The 21,402-nt window shown below is 37.5% G+C and carries 15 protein-coding genes; 12 read left to right on the top strand and 3 right to left on the bottom strand.

Annotated features, from left to right (window positions below; all coding sequences use genetic code 11):
• Positions 1–21 precede the first annotated feature (21 nt).
• The 8 genes from P278_RS09175 to P278_RS09140 all read left to right on the top strand — a co-directional run bounded on the left by P278_RS09175 (position 22) and on the right by P278_RS09140 (position 10,727).
• The gene (locus P278_RS09175) at positions 22–1,563 is read left to right on the top strand and encodes a sulfatase (RefSeq protein ID WP_038265677.1); all 1,542 of its coding nucleotides are present in this window, start codon (positions 22–24) and stop codon (positions 1,561–1,563) included.
• A gap of 21 nt (positions 1,564–1,584) precedes the next feature.
• Positions 1,585–2,652, top strand: a complete 1,068-nt coding sequence (locus P278_RS09170; protein WP_038265675.1) for a glycoside hydrolase family protein — start codon at positions 1,585–1,587, stop codon at positions 2,650–2,652.
• 28 nt (positions 2,653–2,680) lie between these two features.
• Positions 2,681–3,463: an L-fucose dehydrogenase gene (locus P278_RS09165; protein WP_038265672.1), complete on the top strand. Its 783-nt coding sequence runs from the start codon at positions 2,681–2,683 to the stop codon at positions 3,461–3,463.
• 9 nt (positions 3,464–3,472) lie between these two features.
• Positions 3,473–4,816 (top strand): L-fucose:H+ symporter permease, encoded by a 1,344-nt coding sequence (fucP, locus tag P278_RS09160; protein ID WP_051413496.1) that lies wholly within the window; start codon positions 3,473–3,475, stop codon positions 4,814–4,816.
• Between the two features lie 5 nt (positions 4,817–4,821).
• A complete protein-coding gene (locus tag P278_RS09155) occupies positions 4,822–5,157 on the top strand; it encodes an L-rhamnose mutarotase (RefSeq protein WP_038265669.1) in 336 nt (111 codons plus the stop codon).
• 36 nt (positions 5,158–5,193) lie between these two features.
• Positions 5,194–6,915: a beta-N-acetylhexosaminidase gene (locus P278_RS09150; RefSeq protein ID WP_038265665.1), complete on the top strand. Its 1,722-nt coding sequence runs from the start codon at positions 5,194–5,196 to the stop codon at positions 6,913–6,915.
• Between the two features lie 78 nt (positions 6,916–6,993).
• On the top strand, positions 6,994–8,154 hold the full coding sequence (locus tag P278_RS09145) for an alpha-hydroxy acid oxidase (RefSeq protein WP_038265661.1): 1,161 nt from the start codon (positions 6,994–6,996) through the stop codon (positions 8,152–8,154).
• A gap of 14 nt (positions 8,155–8,168) precedes the next feature.
• On the top strand, positions 8,169–10,727 hold the full coding sequence (locus P278_RS09140; RefSeq protein WP_235444271.1) for a carboxylesterase family protein: 2,559 nt from the start codon (positions 8,169–8,171) through the stop codon (positions 10,725–10,727).
• Positions 10,728–10,779: 52 nt separating this feature from the next.
• Here the strand turns inward: P278_RS09140 and P278_RS09135 are convergent, their stop codons facing one another.
• From P278_RS09135 to kduI, 3 genes are read right to left on the bottom strand one after another with little or no spacing between them, the layout of a single operon-like run.
• Positions 10,780–11,952, bottom strand: a complete 1,173-nt coding sequence (locus P278_RS09135) for a DUF4861 domain-containing protein (protein ID WP_038265932.1) — start codon at positions 11,950–11,952, stop codon at positions 10,780–10,782.
• Between the two features lies 1 nt (position 11,953).
• Positions 11,954–12,742, bottom strand: coding sequence for a gluconate 5-dehydrogenase (locus P278_RS09130; protein WP_038265660.1), 789 nt, complete (start codon positions 12,740–12,742; stop codon positions 11,954–11,956).
• A 5-nt stretch (positions 12,743–12,747) separates the two neighbouring features.
• Entirely contained in the window at positions 12,748–13,590 is an 843-nt protein-coding gene (kduI, locus tag P278_RS09125) for a 5-dehydro-4-deoxy-D-glucuronate isomerase (RefSeq protein ID WP_038265657.1), read from the bottom strand.
• Between the two features lie 240 nt (positions 13,591–13,830).
• Between kduI and P278_RS09120 the strand changes: the two genes are divergently transcribed.
• The 4 genes from P278_RS09120 to P278_RS09105 all read left to right on the top strand — a co-directional run bounded on the left by P278_RS09120 (position 13,831) and on the right by P278_RS09105 (position 21,242).
• Positions 13,831–15,018 carry a glycoside hydrolase family 88 protein gene (locus P278_RS09120; protein WP_038265931.1) on the top strand — a complete coding sequence of 396 codons (1,188 nt, stop codon included), beginning with the start codon at positions 13,831–13,833 and terminating at the stop codon, positions 15,016–15,018.
• 143 nt (positions 15,019–15,161) lie between these two features.
• A complete protein-coding gene (locus tag P278_RS09115) occupies positions 15,162–16,184 on the top strand; it encodes a LacI family DNA-binding transcriptional regulator (RefSeq protein ID WP_038265655.1) in 1,023 nt (340 codons plus the stop codon).
• Positions 16,185–16,413: 229 nt separating this feature from the next.
• Entirely contained in the window at positions 16,414–19,584 is a 3,171-nt protein-coding gene (locus P278_RS09110) for a SusC/RagA family TonB-linked outer membrane protein (RefSeq protein ID WP_051413495.1), read from the top strand.
• 17 nt (positions 19,585–19,601) lie between these two features.
• Positions 19,602–21,242 (top strand): RagB/SusD family nutrient uptake outer membrane protein, encoded by a 1,641-nt coding sequence (locus P278_RS09105; protein ID WP_051413506.1) that lies wholly within the window; start codon positions 19,602–19,604, stop codon positions 21,240–21,242.
• Positions 21,243–21,402: the final 160 nt, after the last annotated feature.

Below are 21,402 nucleotides of genomic sequence, written 5' to 3'. Positions count from 1 at the left end.
AAGATAACTTGTTTTACATATATGAAAGGGAACTTGAAGATAGTTGTAGTATTAATTTTTTCAATCGTTATAGCTTGTAAAAAGCAGGATGAAAAAGTGGTAAAACCGGAACAACCAAATATTGTAATGTTTTTGGTTGACGATATGGGATGGCAAGATACTTCTGAACCATTTTGGGATCAGAAAACTCTTTTCAATGAAAGGTACCATACCCCGAATATGGAACGTCTTGCAAGAGAGGGTATGAAGTTTACCCAGGCCTATGCTACTCCCATTTGTTCTCCAACAAGGGTGAGCCTTATGACGGGAATGAATGCCGCCCGGCATAGGGTTACGAATTGGACTTTAAAGAAAAATGCGTCTAACGATGCTAATGATGATGTTTTGACATTTCCAGAGTGGAATGTGAATGGTGTGGCACCCATGCCAGGTATTGAACGAACGGTATATGCCACTCCTTTACCGCAGGTATTAAAGGATCATGGATACTTTACCATTCACGCTGGTAAGGCACATTTTGGCGCTATAGGTACTCCGGGCGCAGATCCATTGAACCTCGGATTTGATGTAAATATAGCTGGTCATGCGGCAGGAGCCCCTGAGAGTTATCTGGGTACCGAAAATTTTGGTAATGGTAAAAAAGGTAAAGAGGTTTGGGCAGTTCCCGGATTGGAAAAATATCATGGAGAGGATATCTTCTTAACCGAAGCACTTACGCTGGAGGCATTGACTTCTTTAGCTACTGCTCCGGAAAATAAGCCTTTCTTTTTATACATGTCTCATTATGCTGTGCATGCTCCTTTATATGGTGATAAAAGATTTATGCAAAAATATCTCGATAAAGGATTGGATGAAAAAGAAGCCAAATATGCAACAATGATAGAAGGGATGGATAAGAGTTTAGGAGATATTATGGACTATCTGGATAAAACAGGTCAAGCTGAAAATACCATTATTTTGTTTATGTCAGATAATGGAGGTTTGAGTGCGCATGCCAGAGGAGGGGAGCCAAATACACATAATAAGCCATTAGCGAGTGGAAAAGGATCAATGTATGAAGGAGGAATGAGAGAGCCAATGATCGTTAAATGGCCTGGTAAGGTAAAGCCTGGCACAGTGAGTAACGATAAGGTGATTATAGAAGACTTTTTCCCTACGATCATTGAAATGGCTGAAATAAACAACCCTCAGCTTGTTCAAGAGGTGGATGGAATTAGTTTTACACCAATTCTTTCGGGAGATAAAGAATGGAATGAAAATCGTCCATTAGTATGGCATTACCCTAACAAATGGGGTGGTTACGGGCCGGGTATCGGAACGGCAAGTGCAGTAAGAATGGGAGATTGGAAGTTAATTTACTTCTATAAAAACGAAACTTTTGAACTGTATAATATCGCAAACGATATAGGGGAACATACTAATTTAGCGAGTCAAAACCCGGAAAAGGTAAAGGCGTTGGCAGGAGTACTTTCTGATTTTTTGAGAGAGGTTGACGCACAGTTACCTTTAAGTAAGGAAACTCAAAAAGTAGTATCTTACCCTGACCAAAAATTAACCAAGTAAAACGTAATAATGAAGCTATTTATGAAGAAGTCTATCGTTGGTTTTAATTTAATATTATTGTTGTTTTTTTCATCGCTAATGTTTGCTCAAAACTCAACAGACGATTTAAGTTTTAGCGATCGGTTGGCACCAATAACTGAACAAAACTTCTTTAAATCATCAGATTATTATAACTGGGGTGTTTCCATTATAAAAGATGGTGACGGATTATATCATAATTTTTATGCTCGGTGGCCTAAAAAGTTTGGTTTTTACTCTTGGTTAACCCACTCAGAGGTTGCTCATGCCACCTCACCGAACCCTTGGGGTCCGTGGACATATAAGGAGACAGTTTTGAAATCGAATGGCCCCGGACATTGGGATGCGGTAACCGTTCATAATCCAAAAATAAAGTACTTCGAAGGAACATATTACCTGTACTACATATCAACTAATTTTGGCGATAAATCCTATACAGAGGACGAACTAATTGAAACTGCTAAAACGGGTTACAGGCATCCTAACTGGTCTGTTTTAAGAAATAACCAAAGAACTGGTCTGGCGGTAGGCAAAAGTATTGATGGCCCCTGGAAGAGGAGTTCGTCTGTATTGATTGAACCTTCGGGTCCAATAACAACGCTCACTGTAAATCCTGCTATTGCACAGGGTTCAGACGGTTTGTATTATATGGTGGTTAAAGGAGATAAACCCAATGAAAAACGATTTGTAAGAAATCAGGCTGTAGCGGTGAGTGAGAACCCTGCCGGACCTTTCGAAATTCAGGATAAACCCGTTATTGATTATCTGGATACGGAGGATGTTTCGATTTGGTTTGATAAATTAAGAAACCGATTTTATGGAATTTTTCATGCCCCTGAAGGTTTCATAGGGCTCATAACTTCTGAGGATGGTAAAAACTGGAATAAGGCCAAAAATTACCGGTTAATGCCCAAAGAACTAAAAATGAAAGATGGAAGTATCTTTAAGGCTGACAGGCTTGAACGTCCTTTTGTTTATACAGATAATAACGGTCAACCTGTGGTACTTTGTTTGGCGGCAAAAAAAGGCGATGATGCGTATTCGGTATTCATCCCAATAGATAAAGAATAACAGAAGATAAAAGCAATTAAAAATATTTATGAATTTAGAATTAAAAGATAAAATCATAATTGTAACCGGAGGATCCAAAGGGATAGGAAATGGTATTGTAAATGTTCTGGCAGCCGAGGGAGCATTTCCGGTTATAGTTGGCAGAAAAGAACCCGATGTTAAAAAAGCGGTTGAAGCAGTTGAAAAAAATGGAGGTAAAGCTGGCTATGTTTTGGCAGAATTAACGGACCCGGCACAATGTAAAAATGCCGTTGCAGAGATTATCGAAAAATACGGTCGTATAGACGGATTAGTAAATAATGCAGGGGTGAACGATGGAGTTGGATTAGAAAATGGCAATTATGAAGATTTCGTTCGTTCTATAAACAGAAACTTGACACATTATTATTTAATGGCCCATTATGCCCTTCCGGAGCTTAAGAAGCATAAAGGAGCCATCGTAAATATTGGATCTAAAACGGCTGAAACTGGTCAGGGAGGAACCTCAGGATACGCCGCAGCCAACGGAGGTAGGAATGCTGCTACACGCGAATGGGCCGTAGAATTATTGCCATATAAAATTCGGGTTAATGCAGTCATTGTGGCCGAATGCTATACGCCTCTGTACGATAGATGGATAAAGACTTTTGATAATCCTGAAGAAAAACTGAAGTCCATAACAAGTAAGATTCCTTTAGAGAACCGAATGACGACAGCTGAGGAAATTGCCAATATGGTCGCTTTTTTATTATCACCAAAATCCAGTCATACCACTGGTCAGCTAATCTACGTAGATGGCGGCTACACACATTTAGACAGATCTCTAACTTAAACTATACTTATGGAAGTTAATCAAACTACTCAAACAACTCAAACAAAGCAGGTGACTGAAAAAATACCTGTGGTTTCAAAAAAGGTTCTTGTTCCTTTTATACTTATTACATCATTATTTGCACTATGGGGGTTTGCCAACGCAGTTACCGATCCCATGGTTCAGGCGTTTAAAAAAGTTCTTGAATTATCAAACTCTCAGGCAGCATGGGTACAAATGGCATTCTATGGCGGATATTTTTGTATGGCATTACCAGCGGCTATGTTCATGCGTAAATATTCATATAAGGTTGGTGTCTTAATCGGTCTTGCCTTATATGCAACTGGAGCCTTACTTTTTTATCCTGCGGCACAAACAGAAAGTTTTGTGTTTTTCTGTGTAGGTCTTTATATATTAACATTTGGACTGGCCTTTTTAGAGACAGCGGCGAATCCGTACGCATTGGCAATGGGCGCCAGAGAGACCGCAACTCAACGTTTAAACCTGGCTCAGGCCTTTAACCCTGTTGGATTAATTGCCGGGCTTTTTGTAGCACAACAATTTGTATTGAAAAATCTGCAGTCAGATGATATAGAGGATTTTAGTGCGCTGGATGAGGCAGCAAGATCTTTGATCAGAACCACAGATCTTATGGTTATAAGAGATCCCTATGTGATTTTAGGGCTGACTTTAGTGGTTATATTTGTGATCTTTCTGGTTAGCAAAATGCCTCAGGCCAAAGATGAGAATGGGATGCCTAGTATTGGAAGTACTTTTGCAGCTCTTGGTAAGAACAGGAAATATGTTTTAGGTGTATTGGCTCAGATATTATATGTAGGTGCTCAAATTATGTGTTGGACTTATATCTATCAATATGCCGAAGCTATTAGTATAGACGGGGTAACCGCAGGGTACTATCAAATGGCTGCCTTTATAATATTTACAGTCGGTAGAGCTATAGGTACCTATTTACTTCGTTTCATAAGCTCTGGGCAATTACTGATGTCTTTTGCGATTCTGGCCATGGTATGTACCTTAGGTACAATCTGGATTCATGGAATTGTTGGCCTCTATTGTTTGGTGGGAGTTTCTTTCTTTATGTCTCTAATGTTCCCAACGATTTACGGTATTGCTTTAGGTGATTTAACAGAAGAGCAATCTAAGGTAGGTTCTGCTGGGTTAATCATGGCCATTGTGGGTGGTGCATTAATGCCTAAACTTCAGGGTATGATCATTGATCTGGGTGGTCATGGAGTAAATGACACTACGATTGCAGGTGTTTCTGAGGTTAATTTCTCATTTATACTGCCAAGTATATGTTTCTTGTTCATAGCGTTCTATGGAAGATTAGTTCATGTTAAATATAACGATTGATAATTATGAGTTCGAAAAGATATTGTTACGCACTTGACCTTATTAATGACGAAGAGTTAATTGCTGCTTATAAAAAATATCATGAAAATGTTTGGCCGGAAATTATTAAAGGCATAAAAGATTCAGGTATTACTTCAATGGAAATATATCATGTGGCCGATCGTTTGTTTATGATTATGGAAGTCAATGAATCCTTTTCATTTGAAAAGAAAGTGGAGATGGACGCCAATAACCCAAGAGAAAAAGAGTGGCAAGACCTGATGTGGAAGTATCAGAAAGCGCTACCCTGTGCAAAACCGGGTGAGAAATGGATTTTAATGGATCGAATATTTAAACTATAAAAGAGTTTTAGACTCAAGTACGAAAACAATGATATTATGAAAAAGTTAGCTGTTTTATTAATTACACTTGCCTTGACTTCGTGTGGAAATAAATATAAGGATACTAAAAACACAGCATCTGATTATCAGATAATACCCAAACCGGTTACTGTAACTCAAAAAGACGGAAGATTTTTGGTTGATAAGACCATTATAATGGGCGACGAAGCCTTGAGGAATGAAGCTGAATATCTTTCACAGTTGTTAACAATAGCAAGCGGTAAGAAAGTATCGTATGCTCCTGGTGGAACCAGATTAGGGAGCGTAATTCATTTAGGTATTGATGAAAGTATAGAAGGTGAAGAGGGGTATACATTAAAAGTAACTAATAAAGAGATTATTATTAGTGGTAAAACTTCTAAAGGAGTATTCTATGGTATTCAGACGCTTAGACAATTATTGCCTGCCAATTCAGAAAAACAATCAGTAGCAGAGTTAACCATACCTGCAGTTGAAATTCAGGATAATCCTAATTATCAATATCGCGGGATGCATCTTGATGTAGCACGCCATTTCTTTCCGGCAGATTTTATAAAAAAATATATAGACCTGTTAGCTATGCACAAAATGAATACATTTCACTGGCACCTAACAGAAGATCAAGGCTGGAGGATTGAAATTAAAAAATATCCGAAGCTAACCGAAATTGGAGCCTATCGAAATGGAACTATTGTGGGGCATTATCCTGGTACCGAGAACGACAATAAAAAATATGGAGGTTTTTATACTCAGGATGAAATAAAAGAAATTGTACAATATGCGGCCGACAGACACATAACAGTTATTCCTGAAATAGAACTTCCAGGTCATAGTTCTGCGGCGATTGCTGCATACCCTGAACTTAGTTGTTTTCCTGAAGAGCCTACCGAAGTACCTAATAATATGATGTCGGAGAAGAGTAAAGAATTGCAAGAAAACGGTATTAATAAAGTGGTACAGGAATCCTGGGGTGTTTATAATGATGTTTATTGTGCAGGAAAAGACGAAACTTTTGAATTTCTTCAAAATGTATTAGATGAGGTAATTCCTTTATTTCCGTCAAAATACATTCATATTGGAGGCGATGAATGTCCAAAAGCAAATTGGGAGCGTTGTCCTAATTGTCAAAAGCGAATTAACGATGAAGGTTTAGCCGATGAACACGAATTACAATCCTATTTTATTCAGCGAATTGAAAAATATTTAAATGCAAAAGGGAAGCGCATTATCGGCTGGGATGAAATTTTAGAAGGCGGGTTGGCTCCGAATGCTACCGTGATGTCCTGGAGAGGAGAAAAAGGTGGAATTGAATCGGCAAAACAACAACACGATGTAATTATGACGCCTAATCACTCGTGCTACTTTGACCACTATCAGGATAAAGATAAGGAAAATGAACCCCTTGCTATTGGAGGTTTAACAACGGTTGAGGATGTATATAATTACAATCCACATCCGGAAGAACTTTCTGCTGAAGAATCTAAATATATTTTAGGAGCTCAAGCGAATGTTTGGACTGAATATATAGGAACAACGGATTATGTTGAATATATGATTCTACCTCGAATGACTGCTTTATCGGAAGTGGTTTGGGTTGCTAACGACACTAAAAACTGGGATGATTTTAAGTCGAGGTTGTCAGCGATCAAAGACAGATATGATGCTCTTGGCTTAAATTACGCAAAGCATGTTTTTGAAGATAAACCTACAGAGGAAAAATCAACTTCAACGGAAGAATAGTATTAAAACTGAATTCTAAAGGTTGGTATTAGCACCAGTTAAATAGCATAGAATACCAACCTGTTTTTTGCAAAGATCATGGCAGGTAAAAAAGAAATTAAAATAGATACCCGTTATCCATCGGTTGATGATTTGAGAAATCGGGCTAAGCAAAAGATTCCAAAGTTTGCTTTTGAATATTTAGATGGAGGTTGTAATGAAGATGTGAATCTGCATAAGAATACCTCTGAAATAAGAGATGTGGAGCTGTCTCCTTATTATTTGAACAAGCATACCAGCTCTGATATGAAAACAGAGTTATTTGGTCATACCTACGATGCTCCCTTCGGAATTGCTCCGGTAGGATTACAAGGATTAATGTGGCCTAATGCACCTGAAATATTAGCAAAATCTGCCTTCGAACATAATATTCCGTTTATTCTGAGCACTGTAACAACAAGTAGTATTGAGCGCATCGGAGAAATTACAGAGGGAAGATCATGGTTTCAATTATACCATCCTGCTGAAAACAGGCTGAGAGACGATATTTTTAAGCGTCTGGAAGCTGCTGAATACCCTGTGCTGGTTATTTTATGTGATGTCCCAACCTTTGGATTTCGACCAAGAGATATAAGAAACGGACTGGCAATGCCTCCAAAAATGTCTGTTAAAAATATCCTGCAAATTTTACAGCGACCACATTGGGCCTATGAAACCCTTAAGCATGGACAGCCTAATTTTGAAACGTTAAAACCTTATATGCCTCCAGGTTTGGATTTAAAGCAGTTAGGGAAATTTATGGATCAAACTTTTTCAGGCAGGTTAAATGAAGAAAAAATTAAACCTATTCGCGATATGTGGAAGGGCAAATTGGTGATCAAAGGGGTCGCTAACGAAGAAGATGCAGAAAAGGCGATTAAGTTAGGTTTAGACGGTATTATTGTTTCTAACCATGGTGGTCGACAGTTAGATGCCGGTGAATCGACCATAAAACCTTTAACCAGGATAGCAGCAAAGTATAAAGACCAAATCAAGGTAATGATGGATAGTGGTCTAAGATCAGGACCGGATATTGCCAGAACGCTGGCCAGTGGTGCAGAATTCACTTTTCTTGGCCGTTCGTTCATGTATGGAGTTTCAGCTCTTGGTAAAAAAGGAGGAGATCATACGATTTCATTGTTGAAAACAGAATTACAACAGGTAATGGAACAGGTTTGCTGCGAAAATGTAGCGGATTTTCCTGACCATTTAATTAAATAAATAATTAATTCTATATGTTTAAGAATTCTATGAATAAACTAGTTACCGGAATAGCATTTTTATTTACGGTCGTATTGTTAAATGCGCAGCAAAGAACAGGTAATATTGTTGAGTATTTTGGTAAAGAGAAAATTAATGAAATTAATGAAGGTGAACTCATTCATGTTTTCAAGAAAGGCTTGGCATTACAGGTGCCTGGTTTCGGATTTAACTCATCATCATTCCCGGAAGATCCGGTCTATGACCATTTTTTAATGAATGACGATCTATTGGTGAGTGAAGGAGATGTGTTTAGTGTAGATTATCTCGGGAACGAAATGATATGGGAGAAAGTTGAAGTTGATAGTGCCAGTACTTTTTCAGATAGAAGTTTAAGATCTTCCTACGTCTATTTGGAATATAAATCGAACAAGGAGCAAATTGTACTTTTTGAAGCATCCGGACATTCATTAGTAACTATAAATGGGATGCCTCATGAAGGGGATCATTACGATTTCGGATATAACCTGATACCTACGAAGTTAAAAAAAGGAACCAATGTATTTGTACTTAAAGTAGGTCGCTTTCCTCGTGTAAGAGCTCGCATATTAAAACCGTACCAAGCGGTACAGTTTACAACTAGAGACCTTACCATGCCAGATTTATTGAAAGATGAAAATAAGGTTTATGATGGAGGTATCAGACTTATTAATGCCTCTGAAAACTGGGTGAAAGATCTTAAGGTTAGTGCGACTGTTCAGGGGAAAACGGAGACTGTTCAAGTATTAAAATTGCCGCCATTAAGCGTTTATAAAATTCCGGTTAAGATTCCTGGAGTGGATGGTACCACTGATGTTGATAAAGAAAAAGTGTCTCTGGTTTTAACGGATAAAAAGAATAATTCTGTAGCTACTCAGGATATAGAATTGAATGTTAAATCAAAGACAAAGCATCACAAGAAAACCTTTATAAGTAAGGTAGATGGGAGTGTTCAATATTATAGTGTAGCACCATCAACCAATAGTACAGATAACCAGGCATTATTTCTATCGGTGCACGGGGCTTCTGTTGAAGCGGTGAATCAGGCGAATGCCTATAAACAAAAAGATTGGGGAAATCTAATAGCGCCTACCAATAGACGCCCATTTGGTTTTGCATGGGAAGATTGGGGAAGGTTAGATGCTTTAGAAGTGTTAGAAGATGCTACACAAATTTACAGTCCTGACCCTCAGAGAATTTATTTGACCGGACATTCAATGGGTGGTCATGGTACCTGGTATCTTGGAGCCACTTACCCTGATCATTTTGCAGCCATAGCACCTTGTGCAGGCTACCCTGATCTTTTGGCATATCGCGATAGTTTTAAAGAACGAATGAAAGATCGAATTGATCCTAACGATGAACGCTTTAAACGCTTGTTCTTTGAGCCAACACCAACAGACGTTGAGCTAATGATAGCACGTGCGGGAACACCTAGCAGAACCCTTAAATTAATTCGCAATTATTTACATCACGGAGTTTATATATTACATGGTGAGATTGATAATGTGGTGCCAACCTTTATTGCCAGAGATATGAGATCTCGTCTTGGAAAATTTCACAATGATTTTACCTATTATGAATATCCTGATGGGACTCACTGGTATGGAAATCATAGTGTTGATTGGGACCCGATTTTTAATTTCTTTAAACGTCGAACTATTAAAAAAGCAGATGACTTGAAGCGTATTGATTTTAGTACGGGTTCTCCGGGAGTATCAGCAACTTCTCATTATGTTACCATCCATCAGCAAGTTACTCCATTTGAGGTAAGTAATTTTACTTTGGAAAAATCAGATAGCCTGGTTGTTACTACCGATAATGTTGCCTTGATAAGCTTTGATTTAAAACAACTGGACGGAAATGTTAGTAAATTGGTGTTAGATCAACAGGAGTTCGTACTTGCCAATAATGAAAAGTTGTATTATGGTAAAGATGATCAAGGTAAGTGGAATGTGGTAAGCAAGCCTTCATTAGAAGAAAAAGGACCGCATAGAAATGGAGGATTTAAGGATGCATTCAGAAATAATGTGGTGTTTGTTTATGCCACTAAAGGATCTGAAAAGGAAAATCAATGGTACCTCAATAAGGCTAGATTTGATGCTGAAACATTTTGGTATAAAGCCAATGGTAAAGTTGAATTAATACCTGATACCGAATTTAGTTTAAGTAAGTATAAAGATCGCAATGTAGTAGTTTACGGTAATAGAGATAATAACAGTGCCTGGAAGAAATTATTAGGCGATGCTCCAATACAAGTTTACAATGACAAAGTGGTTGTAGATGGTCGAGATTTAAGAGGCGAGCAATGGGGAAGCTATTATATAACTTCACGAAAAGACAGTGATATAGCTAGTATTGGTGTAGTAGCAGCAACAGGAGAGAAAGGAATGAAAGCGATCTACGAAAACCATTATATGGTAAATGGAACTACGTTTCCTGACGTTGTAATCTTCGATGATACGGTTTTAAAATATGGAACCAAGGGTATTAAATGTACCGGGTTTTTCGGAAATGACTGGTCGTTTAAAACGGGCGATTTTGAATGGAAATAGTAATAAAAAAACCGGAGTTTGATCTCCGGTTTTTTTTATTTAAATATTTCAGTTATTTAATTTCCACCTGTAATGGGGTGTTAGCTTTCTGAGCAAAACTTTCAATGTAATCTAACCATTCAGATTCATTTTCAAACTGCTTGCTTTTTTTCCACCCAAATCCGGCATAATAGGTAATGCTGTTATTCTTAACCTTTAAATGGCCATATAGGTTACTGGAATCTCTTGCTTCTGTAATAAATTCTTCGTAACCAACCAATTGGTTGTCAGGGATAACAATTCCCGTTCCTAATGCAGAGTCACCATGATCTTCCCAATAAGATAACCAACCCTCTTTTAGATTTGCAGTCACAGAGCCATCTTTTTCATGAAGTGTAAGGCCAACAGATAAAGTATCTGTTCCTTTAACCTTAATGGTATATTTTGACAAATTACTTCCCTTATCCAGGGAAATATGTTTCTCCTCCGATATTTGCTGACCATTGGCATCCCAATTTGCATACTTTAAAACGAAAGAAGTTCTGATCGGACCTGTGGTTATGGTTTTCCATTCAGTAAAATTTCTCGAAATAAAATAAGTGGTGTCTTTTTTAACAGCAACACCGCCAACACCTCTGCTGGCGCCTACATGAAAATTGTCAAGGCCTTCACCAGTATCCTGATGATAGGATCCATCGGTTTCCAGTTCTTTGTGGTACCATTTATTGATGATTGGATAATCTACCCGTTTTAACCAGGCATCAATTCCACTTGAAAGTGTTCCCCCGGGTATATTTTCTTCTATCATTTTTTGAGCTCTTGGACCATAGGTTCTAAAGGCTACCCGATCGTTTTCCCATGCGTAATCGTCAGTTCTTTCAGGAACAAAACGTGAGAAGCATGTTGGAATACTGTCATTAGCTGTGGAATTGGTAGAAGTAACTAATACATATTTTTTGCTACTATTGGCTTCCAAAATGGGTTGAAACAGTAATTGATCATTTTCTCCATCACCATCAATGTCTACATATTGTATCGTTAGCATTTGGCCACTTTTGAAATCTTTAATACCATAACTATCAATAGAAGCGTTCTTTAAGCCCAATTGAGCTTTGCTTAATGTTACCGTTTCATTTTGACGCTTAATATCCAGGGTGTTACTTACAACTATTACCGTGTCTTTGGTACAACTAATACTAAACAAGGCGGGAAGTAGGAGTCCGGCAATTAATTTGGTTTTTATCATATTAATCTTCATTTGCAGGTTTACCTATGGTGGCTAGTATACCACCGTCAACATATACGATTTGACCATTAACAAAGTTACTGGCTTTCGAGCTTAAAAAAATGGCCGTTCCCTGAAGATCATCTGGATCTCCCCAGCGCCCGGCAGGGGTTCTGCCAACTATAAAATCGTTAAAAGGATGGCCATCTACCCGAATTGGAGCCGTTTGACTCGTGGCAAAGTAACCTGGGCCGATCCCATTCACCTGAATGTTGTGTTTTGCCCATTCTGTTGCCATATTTTTAGTAAGCATTTTCAATCCTCCCTTAGCTGCCGCATAGGCTCCAACAGTGTTTCTGCCAAGCTCACTCATCATAGAGCACATATTAATAATTTTACCCTCACCACGAGTTATCATGCCTTTAACAACATGTTTTGCCATAATGAAAGGAGCAACCAGGTCTATTTTTAGAACTTGTTCGAAATCTGCAACCTCCATATCAACCATTGGAGTGCGTTTAATAATACCCGCATTGTTAACCAGGATATCTATTGGTGCAATGTCGCTTTCTATTTGATTTAAAGCCGCAACAACTTCTTTTTCTGATGACACATCAAACTTATATCCATAAGCTTTAATGCCTTGTTCATTATAAAAAGCTACAGCCTTATCTATTTTTTCTTGAGATGAATTACCATTAATAATAAGGGTTGCTCCGGCTTTGCCAATTCCTGTGGCTATGGCCATTCCAAGCCCATGGGTGCCACCAGTAATAAGAGCGGTCTTTCCGGTTAAACTAAATAATTCCATAGTTTTTATTTTAAATCTTTTATGGCAGCCATATCCATATCGCCATAATCTAAATTTTCACCCGCCATACCCCAAATAAAAGTATAGCTACTAGTCCCTGAGCCGGCATGAATAGACCATGGAGGAGAAATAACTGCTTCATTATTTTGGAGCCATAGGTGTCTTGTCTCATCAGGTTGTCCCATAAAATGACAAACAGACTGCTCTTTGGGTACTTCGAAATAGAAATAAACTTCCATTCTTCGATCATGTACATGGGCAGGCATGGTATTCCATACACTTCCTGTTTTTAATTCGGTCATACCCATTTGAAGTTGGCATGTTTGAACGACACTCTGAACAATTAATTTATTGATGGTTCGTGCATTTGAAGTTTCGAGAGCACCCAATTCAACAATTTCAGCATTTTCTTTGGTGATCTTTTTAGTGGGATATTCTTTATGTGCCGGAGCTGAATTTAAATAAAATAACGCCGGTTTCTTGGGATCATCACTTTTAAAAATAATGTCCTTGTTCCCTCTCCCTACATATAAAGCCTCTTTATAGTCGAGGGTAAAGATTTCTCCATCAACCTCGACGGTTCCGCTTCCACCAACGTTAATTACACCGAGCTCACGTCTCTCTAAAAAATAAGAGGCTTTAAGAGGATCAATAGCCTCCAGCTTTAATGATTTGTTTGCAGGCACAGCTCCACCGGCTATATATCTGTCAAAATGAGTATAAGTCAGATTAATTTCATCATTTTGCATTAAGTTTTGGATTAAAAACTCTTCCCTTAATTCTTTGGTGTCCAATTTTTTTACCTCTTTAGGTGAAGAGGCGTATCTGGTTTCATAATTGATACTCATAATTGTCTTTAAATAAATTTATGTGCATATAATAATTGTAAAATTACAAAATTTTATACAATCGATTGTATTTTAAGTGGATTTTTTTATATTTGTAACTGGTTAGTTAAAGCAAAATGACAAAAAGTTAGTTTGGTTGACTTCAAAGGGTTACTCTTGTGGTAGCCCTTTTTAAGTCCTTTGATTAACTTAGACGTGAATTTGATATCCTTTTAAAAATAATCGACTGTAAACATGAAAATGAAAACTAAGTTACCATTGTTTCTATTCTGTGCTATTTTAGTAAGCGCTTGTAAAAAGAAAGTAGAAAAAGAAGAAGTTAAATATTCAACAATAGAGTTGGCTACCATGCAGTATGATTCTGCGTATAATAACGTAGTATCTCATATTGATAGTAAAAAGTTTATTCCAAGAACAACAAAGAATGATACCTTAAGATTGGTTGGAGCTTATGATTGGACGAGTGGATTTTATCCGGGTACCTTGTGGAATCTTTATGCTTTAACCAAAGATCAGAAATGGAAAGACCGTGCGAGCTTGTATACCGAAAAATTGGATACAATTCAATACTGGGAAGGCAACCATGATGTTGGATTTATGATTGAATGTAGTTATGGAAACGGATTAAAGTATATGAATTCTTTTCAATACGATTCTGTTATTGTACAAACAGCAAGATCCCTTTCAAAGCGATTTAAACCTAACGCAGGGGTAATTCAATCATGGGAGTGGAGTAAAAAATGGGATTGCCCTGTAATTATTGATAATATGATGAATTTGGAATTGTTGTTCCATGCTACCCGAATTACTGGTGATTCTACTTTTTATAACATAGCGACGACTCACGCTAATACAACGATAAAGAATCATTTCAGAGAAGACAACAGTTCGTACCACGTGGTAGATTATAATAAAGAAACAGGTGAGATCATACAAAAAAACACCCATCAGGGATTAAGTGATGACTCAGCGTGGTCCAGAGGTCAGGCTTGGGGTCTGTATGGTTATACGTTGTGTTTCAGAGAAACTAAAGATCAGGCATATTTGGATCAAGCCAATAAGATAGCCGCGTTTATAAAAAATCATCCAAATCTTCCTGAAGATAAAGTGCCATACTGGGATTATAATGCGCCTGCAGGTGAGGAAACCCCTAGAGATGCTTCGGCCGCTGCTATTGCAGCTTCTGCACTTTATGAATTAAGTCAGTTTGTTGAGGGTGAAATGAAAACAGAATACATTAATTTTGCGAACCAGATTGTGGAAAGTTTAAGCGCTCCTAAATACCTGGCAGAAATTGGATCAAATGGAGGATTTATATTGAAACATTCTGTTGGTAGTAAACCGCATGGAGTAGAGGTAGATGTACCTCTGAATTATGCAGATTACTACTTTCTAGAAGCCCTGATAAGAAAAGATAAACTAAATTAGTAAAAGATCAGTTTGATTAGCTTCGCAAGTAATTAAATCAGGCATTTGAAAGTTCGTAATTATCCTGTATAGTATTTATGGGTATAATTACGGACTTTTTTATTACTTTGAGCAACTGATGAATTTTACGACTTAAGACATAAATGAAAAAAGGAAAGGCGACAATACACGAAATTGCAAAAGCCCTTGGAATTGATAGTTCTACGGTTTCCAGAGCCTTAAATAATAGTGATCGTGTAACACAGAAAACTAAAGATAAGGTTTTAGCAAAAGCAAAGGAGTTAGGGTATCAAAGAAATTTAATTGCATCTAATCTAAGACGCAATAAATCAAATACCATAGGTGTCATTGTGCCTAGAATTTCAAGACACTTCTTTTCTTCAGCAATTGCCGGAATTGAGGAAGCAGCATTTTTAGCGGGTTATAATGTAATTATAAGTCAATCCATGGAAAAGCTGGATCGCGAAAAGAGTAGTCTGAATAATTTATGGTCAAACAGAGTCGATGGAATTTTAATTTCCGTTTCTATGGAAACCGAAATCTGCGATCATTTAAAATTTCTCAGGGATAATGATGTTCCATTGGTTTTCTTTGACAGGCATTGCCCGGATATGGAGCAAAGCAGCAAGGTACTTATCGATGATTCCAGAGCCTCATATGAAGCGGTAACCCATTTAATAGAGAAAGGATGCAAGAAGATTGTTCATTTTTCTGGTCCTCAATCACTTGAAATCTATAAAAACCGATTAAAAGGATATAGAAGAGCCCTGGATGAACATGGAATTCCATTTAACAAAGATTTGGTCATTACTTCGACACTAATGGAAGTAGATGGTAAAGACATGATCAAGGAGCTCATGGATAAGCATAAAGATATAGATGGCATTTTCTCAGCCAATGATGTAGCTGCGATTGGCGCAATGAAGTATTTGAAAAAACAGGGTGTTCGAATACCTGAAGATATTGCTATTGTAGGATTTAGTAATGAACCCATTGCTGAAGCTATAGAACCCTCACTTACAACCATCGATCAGTCTGGTTTTGAATTGGGTAGAACTGCATGTAACCTCCTAATTGAAAATATAAATTCTAAAGAAAAAGTACTCGATCGGACACTAATTTTGAATCCAACTCTAATCAAAAGAGAATCCACAAACAGAAAATAGTAGTACTGAATTTATTTGAAAGGGCTTGTAATCATGGGGTTATAAGTCTTTTTCATTTCCTTGCGATTCATTAGGACAATAGCACTAAAAAAATAAACAAATGATAAAAATAACTTTCGATAAATATCATTTTATTATTTTTTTTAAATCCAAACGATTGTATTTTTAAACTATATTTTTTAATATTGTCAAGTGATTAACCATTTTTTAACTTAATAATTAAATAATTATGAACAAACTGTATAGTTTTAGAGTAAAACCTACTATAAGTAGTAGTATTTTGCTCTTCTTTTGTCTTATATCTGTAAGTGTTCAGGCGAATTCTTCTTTTAAAGATGAAATACAATCGATTGTAAAAGGTCAGGTAACCGATGAAAGTGGTGCGCCAATTCCCGGGGTAAACGTCCTTCTGGAAGGAACAAGCACTGGTGTGGCTACAGATTTTGATGGTATGTATGAAATTAATATTAGCGGAAATAACCCGGTTCTTACATTCAGTTACGTTGGATTTATAAAACAATCTGTTCCCGTTGCCGGTCAAAATACGGTGAACGTTAGCCTTAAAGAAGATGTTTCACAACTAGATGAGGTGGTTGTCGTAGGTTATGGTACCCAGAAAAAAGCCTCCATGACTTCTGCGGTTTCTACGGTCGATTCGAAAGCTATAGCGGACAGACCTGTTACCAATGCCATTAACGCCCTTCAGGGTACAGCAGCTGGTCTTAATGTAACCAGAACCTCTGGTCAACCGGGTGATGAGAACTTAAGTATCCAGGTTAGAGGGGTTTCTTCAGCGAACGGGGCCGTTGACCCTCTATTGGTCGTTGATGGAGTATCAATGTCTTCCCTGGCACCTTTACAACGTATGAATCCTGATGATATTGAATCGATTACCATCCTGAAGGATGCAGCAGCTGCGGCCATTTATGGTGCAAGAGCTGCCGGAGGGGTTATTTTAGTGACTACAAAGACAGGAACCGAGGGTAAATTTACGGTAGATTATAACGGTAGAATATCGGCACAATGGGCATTAAATGTTCCTGAGCGGTTATCATTGTTAGAAGAGGCTGAGTATTCAAACCTTGCTCGAACGAATGCTGGTGTTGGTTTGGAATACAGCGATTTTGATTTGGAGAATATTCGAAACGGTGTTGAGTTTGTTGTCGATCCGAACAATCCAAATAAGTATCGTACTTACAATCAGAAAAGTATAAGAGATCAAATATTGCGCGACCAATACTTTATGCAATCTCATAACTTGAATGTTAGTGGAGGTTCAGAAAAAATTAAATATCTTTTTTCTTTAGGTCATCTAGACCAGGAGGGTGTGTTTAAAGTTGGGCCGGATGCCTATAGAAGATGGAACCTGCGTTCAAATGTAAATGCTGAAATTTCAGACCATGTTAGTTTTGATTCGAAAATCAGTTATTCTACAGAATCAAAAGACAGACCTGCTGTAGGAGTAAGTGGCTATGGATTATTACAACAAGTCTATCAGGCCAGACTTAGATTTCCAATCCATACACCGGACGGAAAATTGTTCGGAGGAGCAGGAACCTCGGGTAATAATACATATGCATATTTAACCGAAGGAGGATATCAGGATGATAATTATGATGAGTTAAACGGTACGTTTACCCTTACCATCAAAGACATCGTTAAAGGTTTAAAACTTAGAACAATTTATGGTCGTCAGATCGATAGAAAAGATTTCAGGTCTTTTAGAAGAACGGTTGAATTATGGGATTTAGATGATTCTAAACCCGTTTACTACCTAAACAGACCAAACAATTACTACAGGTATTCCAGAAAAAGAACAACCGATAACTTCCAGTTTTTAGCAGATTACGATCTTACCATTGCCGAAAAGCATAAATTTCATGCCTTGGTTGGTTATCAATGGGAAGATTATTCATCATCTTCATTCGGAGCCTCTGTAAAGAATTTGGTGAGTAATGATTTACCGACTCTGGAATTAGCAGAGGAAGGATCAGAAGCCGTTGAAGAAGGCCTTGTAGAGTATGCGAATCAATCTCTTTTAGGTAGGATAAATTATAATTATGATGATAAATACTTGATTGAGGCAACCATTCGATCTGATGAAAGTTCAAGGTTGGCTCCAGGAGAAAGAACAAAGTGGTTCTATTCCGTATCAGCCGGATGGAATATGCATAGAGAAGGATGGTTTAAAAATACATTGCCATTTATTTCACAATTTAAGCCTAGGTTCTCTTGGGGACAATTAGGAAATGCTAACGCAAATATTATAGGGTATTATGATTATTTACCGCTTATCAGCAATGGTAGTGGTATGGTTTTCGGAGAAGCTGAAGACCGTGCGATGTACTTTTACCAAGGTTCAATTCCATCATCAAGTTTAGGTTGGGAGACCCTCGAAACTACAGATTATGGATTTGATTTTGGGATTCTTAAAAACAAGATAACCGGAAGTTTCGATTATTATAAGAAAACAAATAACAACATGCTGGTACAGGTAAGAAGACCTGCAACACTGGGGGTTGGAGCTCCACGTACCAATGAAGGTGAATTAAAGAGTTGGGGATGGGAAGCCGCATTATCCTATCGCGATCAAATTGGAGATGATTTCAATTTTACTTTAGGATTTAACATCTCTGATAATCAAAATGAATTGATAAATTACGGTGAAGGATATAATCTTGTTGGTGGTGGCGTTAATGGTAAAATAACAGGATTACCGCTGAATACCATCTGGGGTTATGAAACAGTTTCGGGGTATATAGAAACTCAGGAACAACTGGATAATGCTCCTTTCTATAGCAGTAGAACAGGTCTAGGTGATATTGAATATGTTGATCAAAATGGAGATGGCAGGATTAACAACGGTGGAGGTACTGTTGAAGATCATGGAGATTTGGTGAAATTAGGAAGTACCCAACAGCGATACATCTATGGGATCAATTTAAATACCAATTGGAAGGCTTTAGATTTTAGTATTTTCTTACAAGGAGTAGGGAAGAGAAATATAATTCCTTCCAGGTATGTGTCTCAACCTTTAATTTATTCATGGATACAGCCAATGTCAATACACACAGATTACTATACACCTGATAATCCGGATGCTGCATTTCCAAGGCCTTTTATTGGTGGGCATCATAATTTCGCAACCTCAGACAGGTGGGTTCTTAATGCTGCTTACTTAAGAATAAAGAATATGCAGCTTGGATATTCTATTCCGGAACAATACATAAATAAAATGAATTTATCTCGTGTTCGACTTTATTTGTCTGCAGAGAATGTAGCTACATTTTCTAAACTAGGCGTTTTTGATGGCGTGTTAGATCCTGAGCAAAGAAATAATGCCCATGCAGATTATCCGTTAAGTGGTTCTTTAGCTATAGGTGTACATGTATCATTTTAATGATTAAAAAGATAATTATGAAAATAAGTAAAAGTATAAAAGCAATATTGTTTGGTGTATTTGCAATAGGCACCATTTCATGTGATGTAGATCGAATTCCGGAAACAGTAATCACAGATCCTGCATTTTGGAATAATGAAGGAGATTTAAAAGCAGCAGCTAATGTATTGTATTTTGCATTACCTGGGTTACCGGAAACTGGCGATGTATGGTCGGATGATGCTTACGGTACCGGACCTAATTCTATTAGTGACGGAACCAGACTGACCCCGTCTTCTGATGGAAATTATGGTAGTCAGTATACCGCTATTCGACGAGCAAATAATATTATAGAAAAATCTCAGAGAGTTCTGGAGGCAGGAGTAAGTTCGGATATTGTAGACATATATGTGGCTGAAGCAAGGTTTTTTAGAGCATGGAGTTATTTTAATTTATTAAAAAGGTATGGAGGAGTACCACTTATTCTAAAAACCTTAGAAGAAAATGCTCCTGAACTTCAAGAACCGAAAGCTTCAAGAGAGGAAATTTTAACAGTTATATATGAAGATTTGGATTTTGCGGCTTCAAAATTACATGCACCAGGCGAATTGAGTTCTTCAGATTATGGGCGTATAACAAGTACGGCTGCTCTTGCGTTTAAATCTCGGGTGGCACTTTTTGAAGGAACGCGTTCAAAGTTTCATAGCTATGGAGATGCTCAAAAACACTTGCGAATTGCCAGACAATCTGCCAAGGCAGTAATGGATAGCGGAGAGCATGATATTTATCCTGAATATTTTGACCTCTATCAATATGAAGGAGAAGGGCCTGATAATCCTGAAAATATCATTGTGAGACAATACGGAAAGAATATTGATGAATCCATTACCTCTCATGTTACACAAAGGAATTTAGAAACAGGTGCAGCAAATCCAACCAAAGCCCTGGCAGATGCCTATGTAATGACGGATGGATTACCATTAGATAAATCACCTTTGTATACGGAACCTACTACCACAGTAGAAGTTTTTGAAAACAGAGATCCGCGTATGCTTGCTACTTTCTTCAAAGAAGGTGATGAATATATAGGAACAAAACCAGTTTTTACCGTACCTGATCTGAATTTTCAACGTACCGGATTTGCAAACAGAAGATATGCACATATTGATGACTGGCAAAATTCAAGATCTTATATAGACAGAGCCGTATTGAGGTATGCTGAGGTGCTTTTAAATTATGCGGAAGCTACCTATGAACTTGATGATGCAATTAGCGATGGCGATTTGAATATTTCAATTAATAAGCTTAGAGCAAGAGCAAGTGTAGCACTACCATCGTTAACGAATTCATTCGTTACTACCAATGGTTTGAGTATGCGAGATGAAATTAGAAGAGAACGAAGGGTAGAATTAGCACTTGAAGGTTTTAGGTATTGGGATCTCATGAGGTGGAAAACCGCAGAAACAGAACTTCCAAAATCGATATTAGGAAATAAATTGTTTGAAGATTTTAATTTGTCTGATACAGAAAAAAATGGAATCACTTTAGACAATGATGGAAATATAATTCTTCAGGATGCCAGTTTGAGAGAATTTGACGCTTCCAAAGATTACCTGTTTCCATTTCCAACGGATCAAATTGGATTGAATCCAAACCTGGAACAAAATCCTGGTTGGTAGGTTAGTAAAATAATTTCCCTGTCAAAAGCAAAATTTTTGACAGGGGATTATAATGCCCAATAACACAAAAAAGACTTTTAAAAAATTAATAGTATTGATAAGTTGAGGCTTACAAGGTATTCTTTTTTAAAGACCCCATCAACCTGTTCATCTTATGATA

Origin of the sequence: Zhouia amylolytica AD3 (genome assembly GCF_000511935.2) — a bacterium.
In the GTDB taxonomy this organism is placed as follows: domain Bacteria; phylum Bacteroidota; class Bacteroidia; order Flavobacteriales; family Flavobacteriaceae; genus Zhouia; species Zhouia amylolytica.
This window is presented reverse-complemented; position numbering and strand designations above follow the sequence as displayed.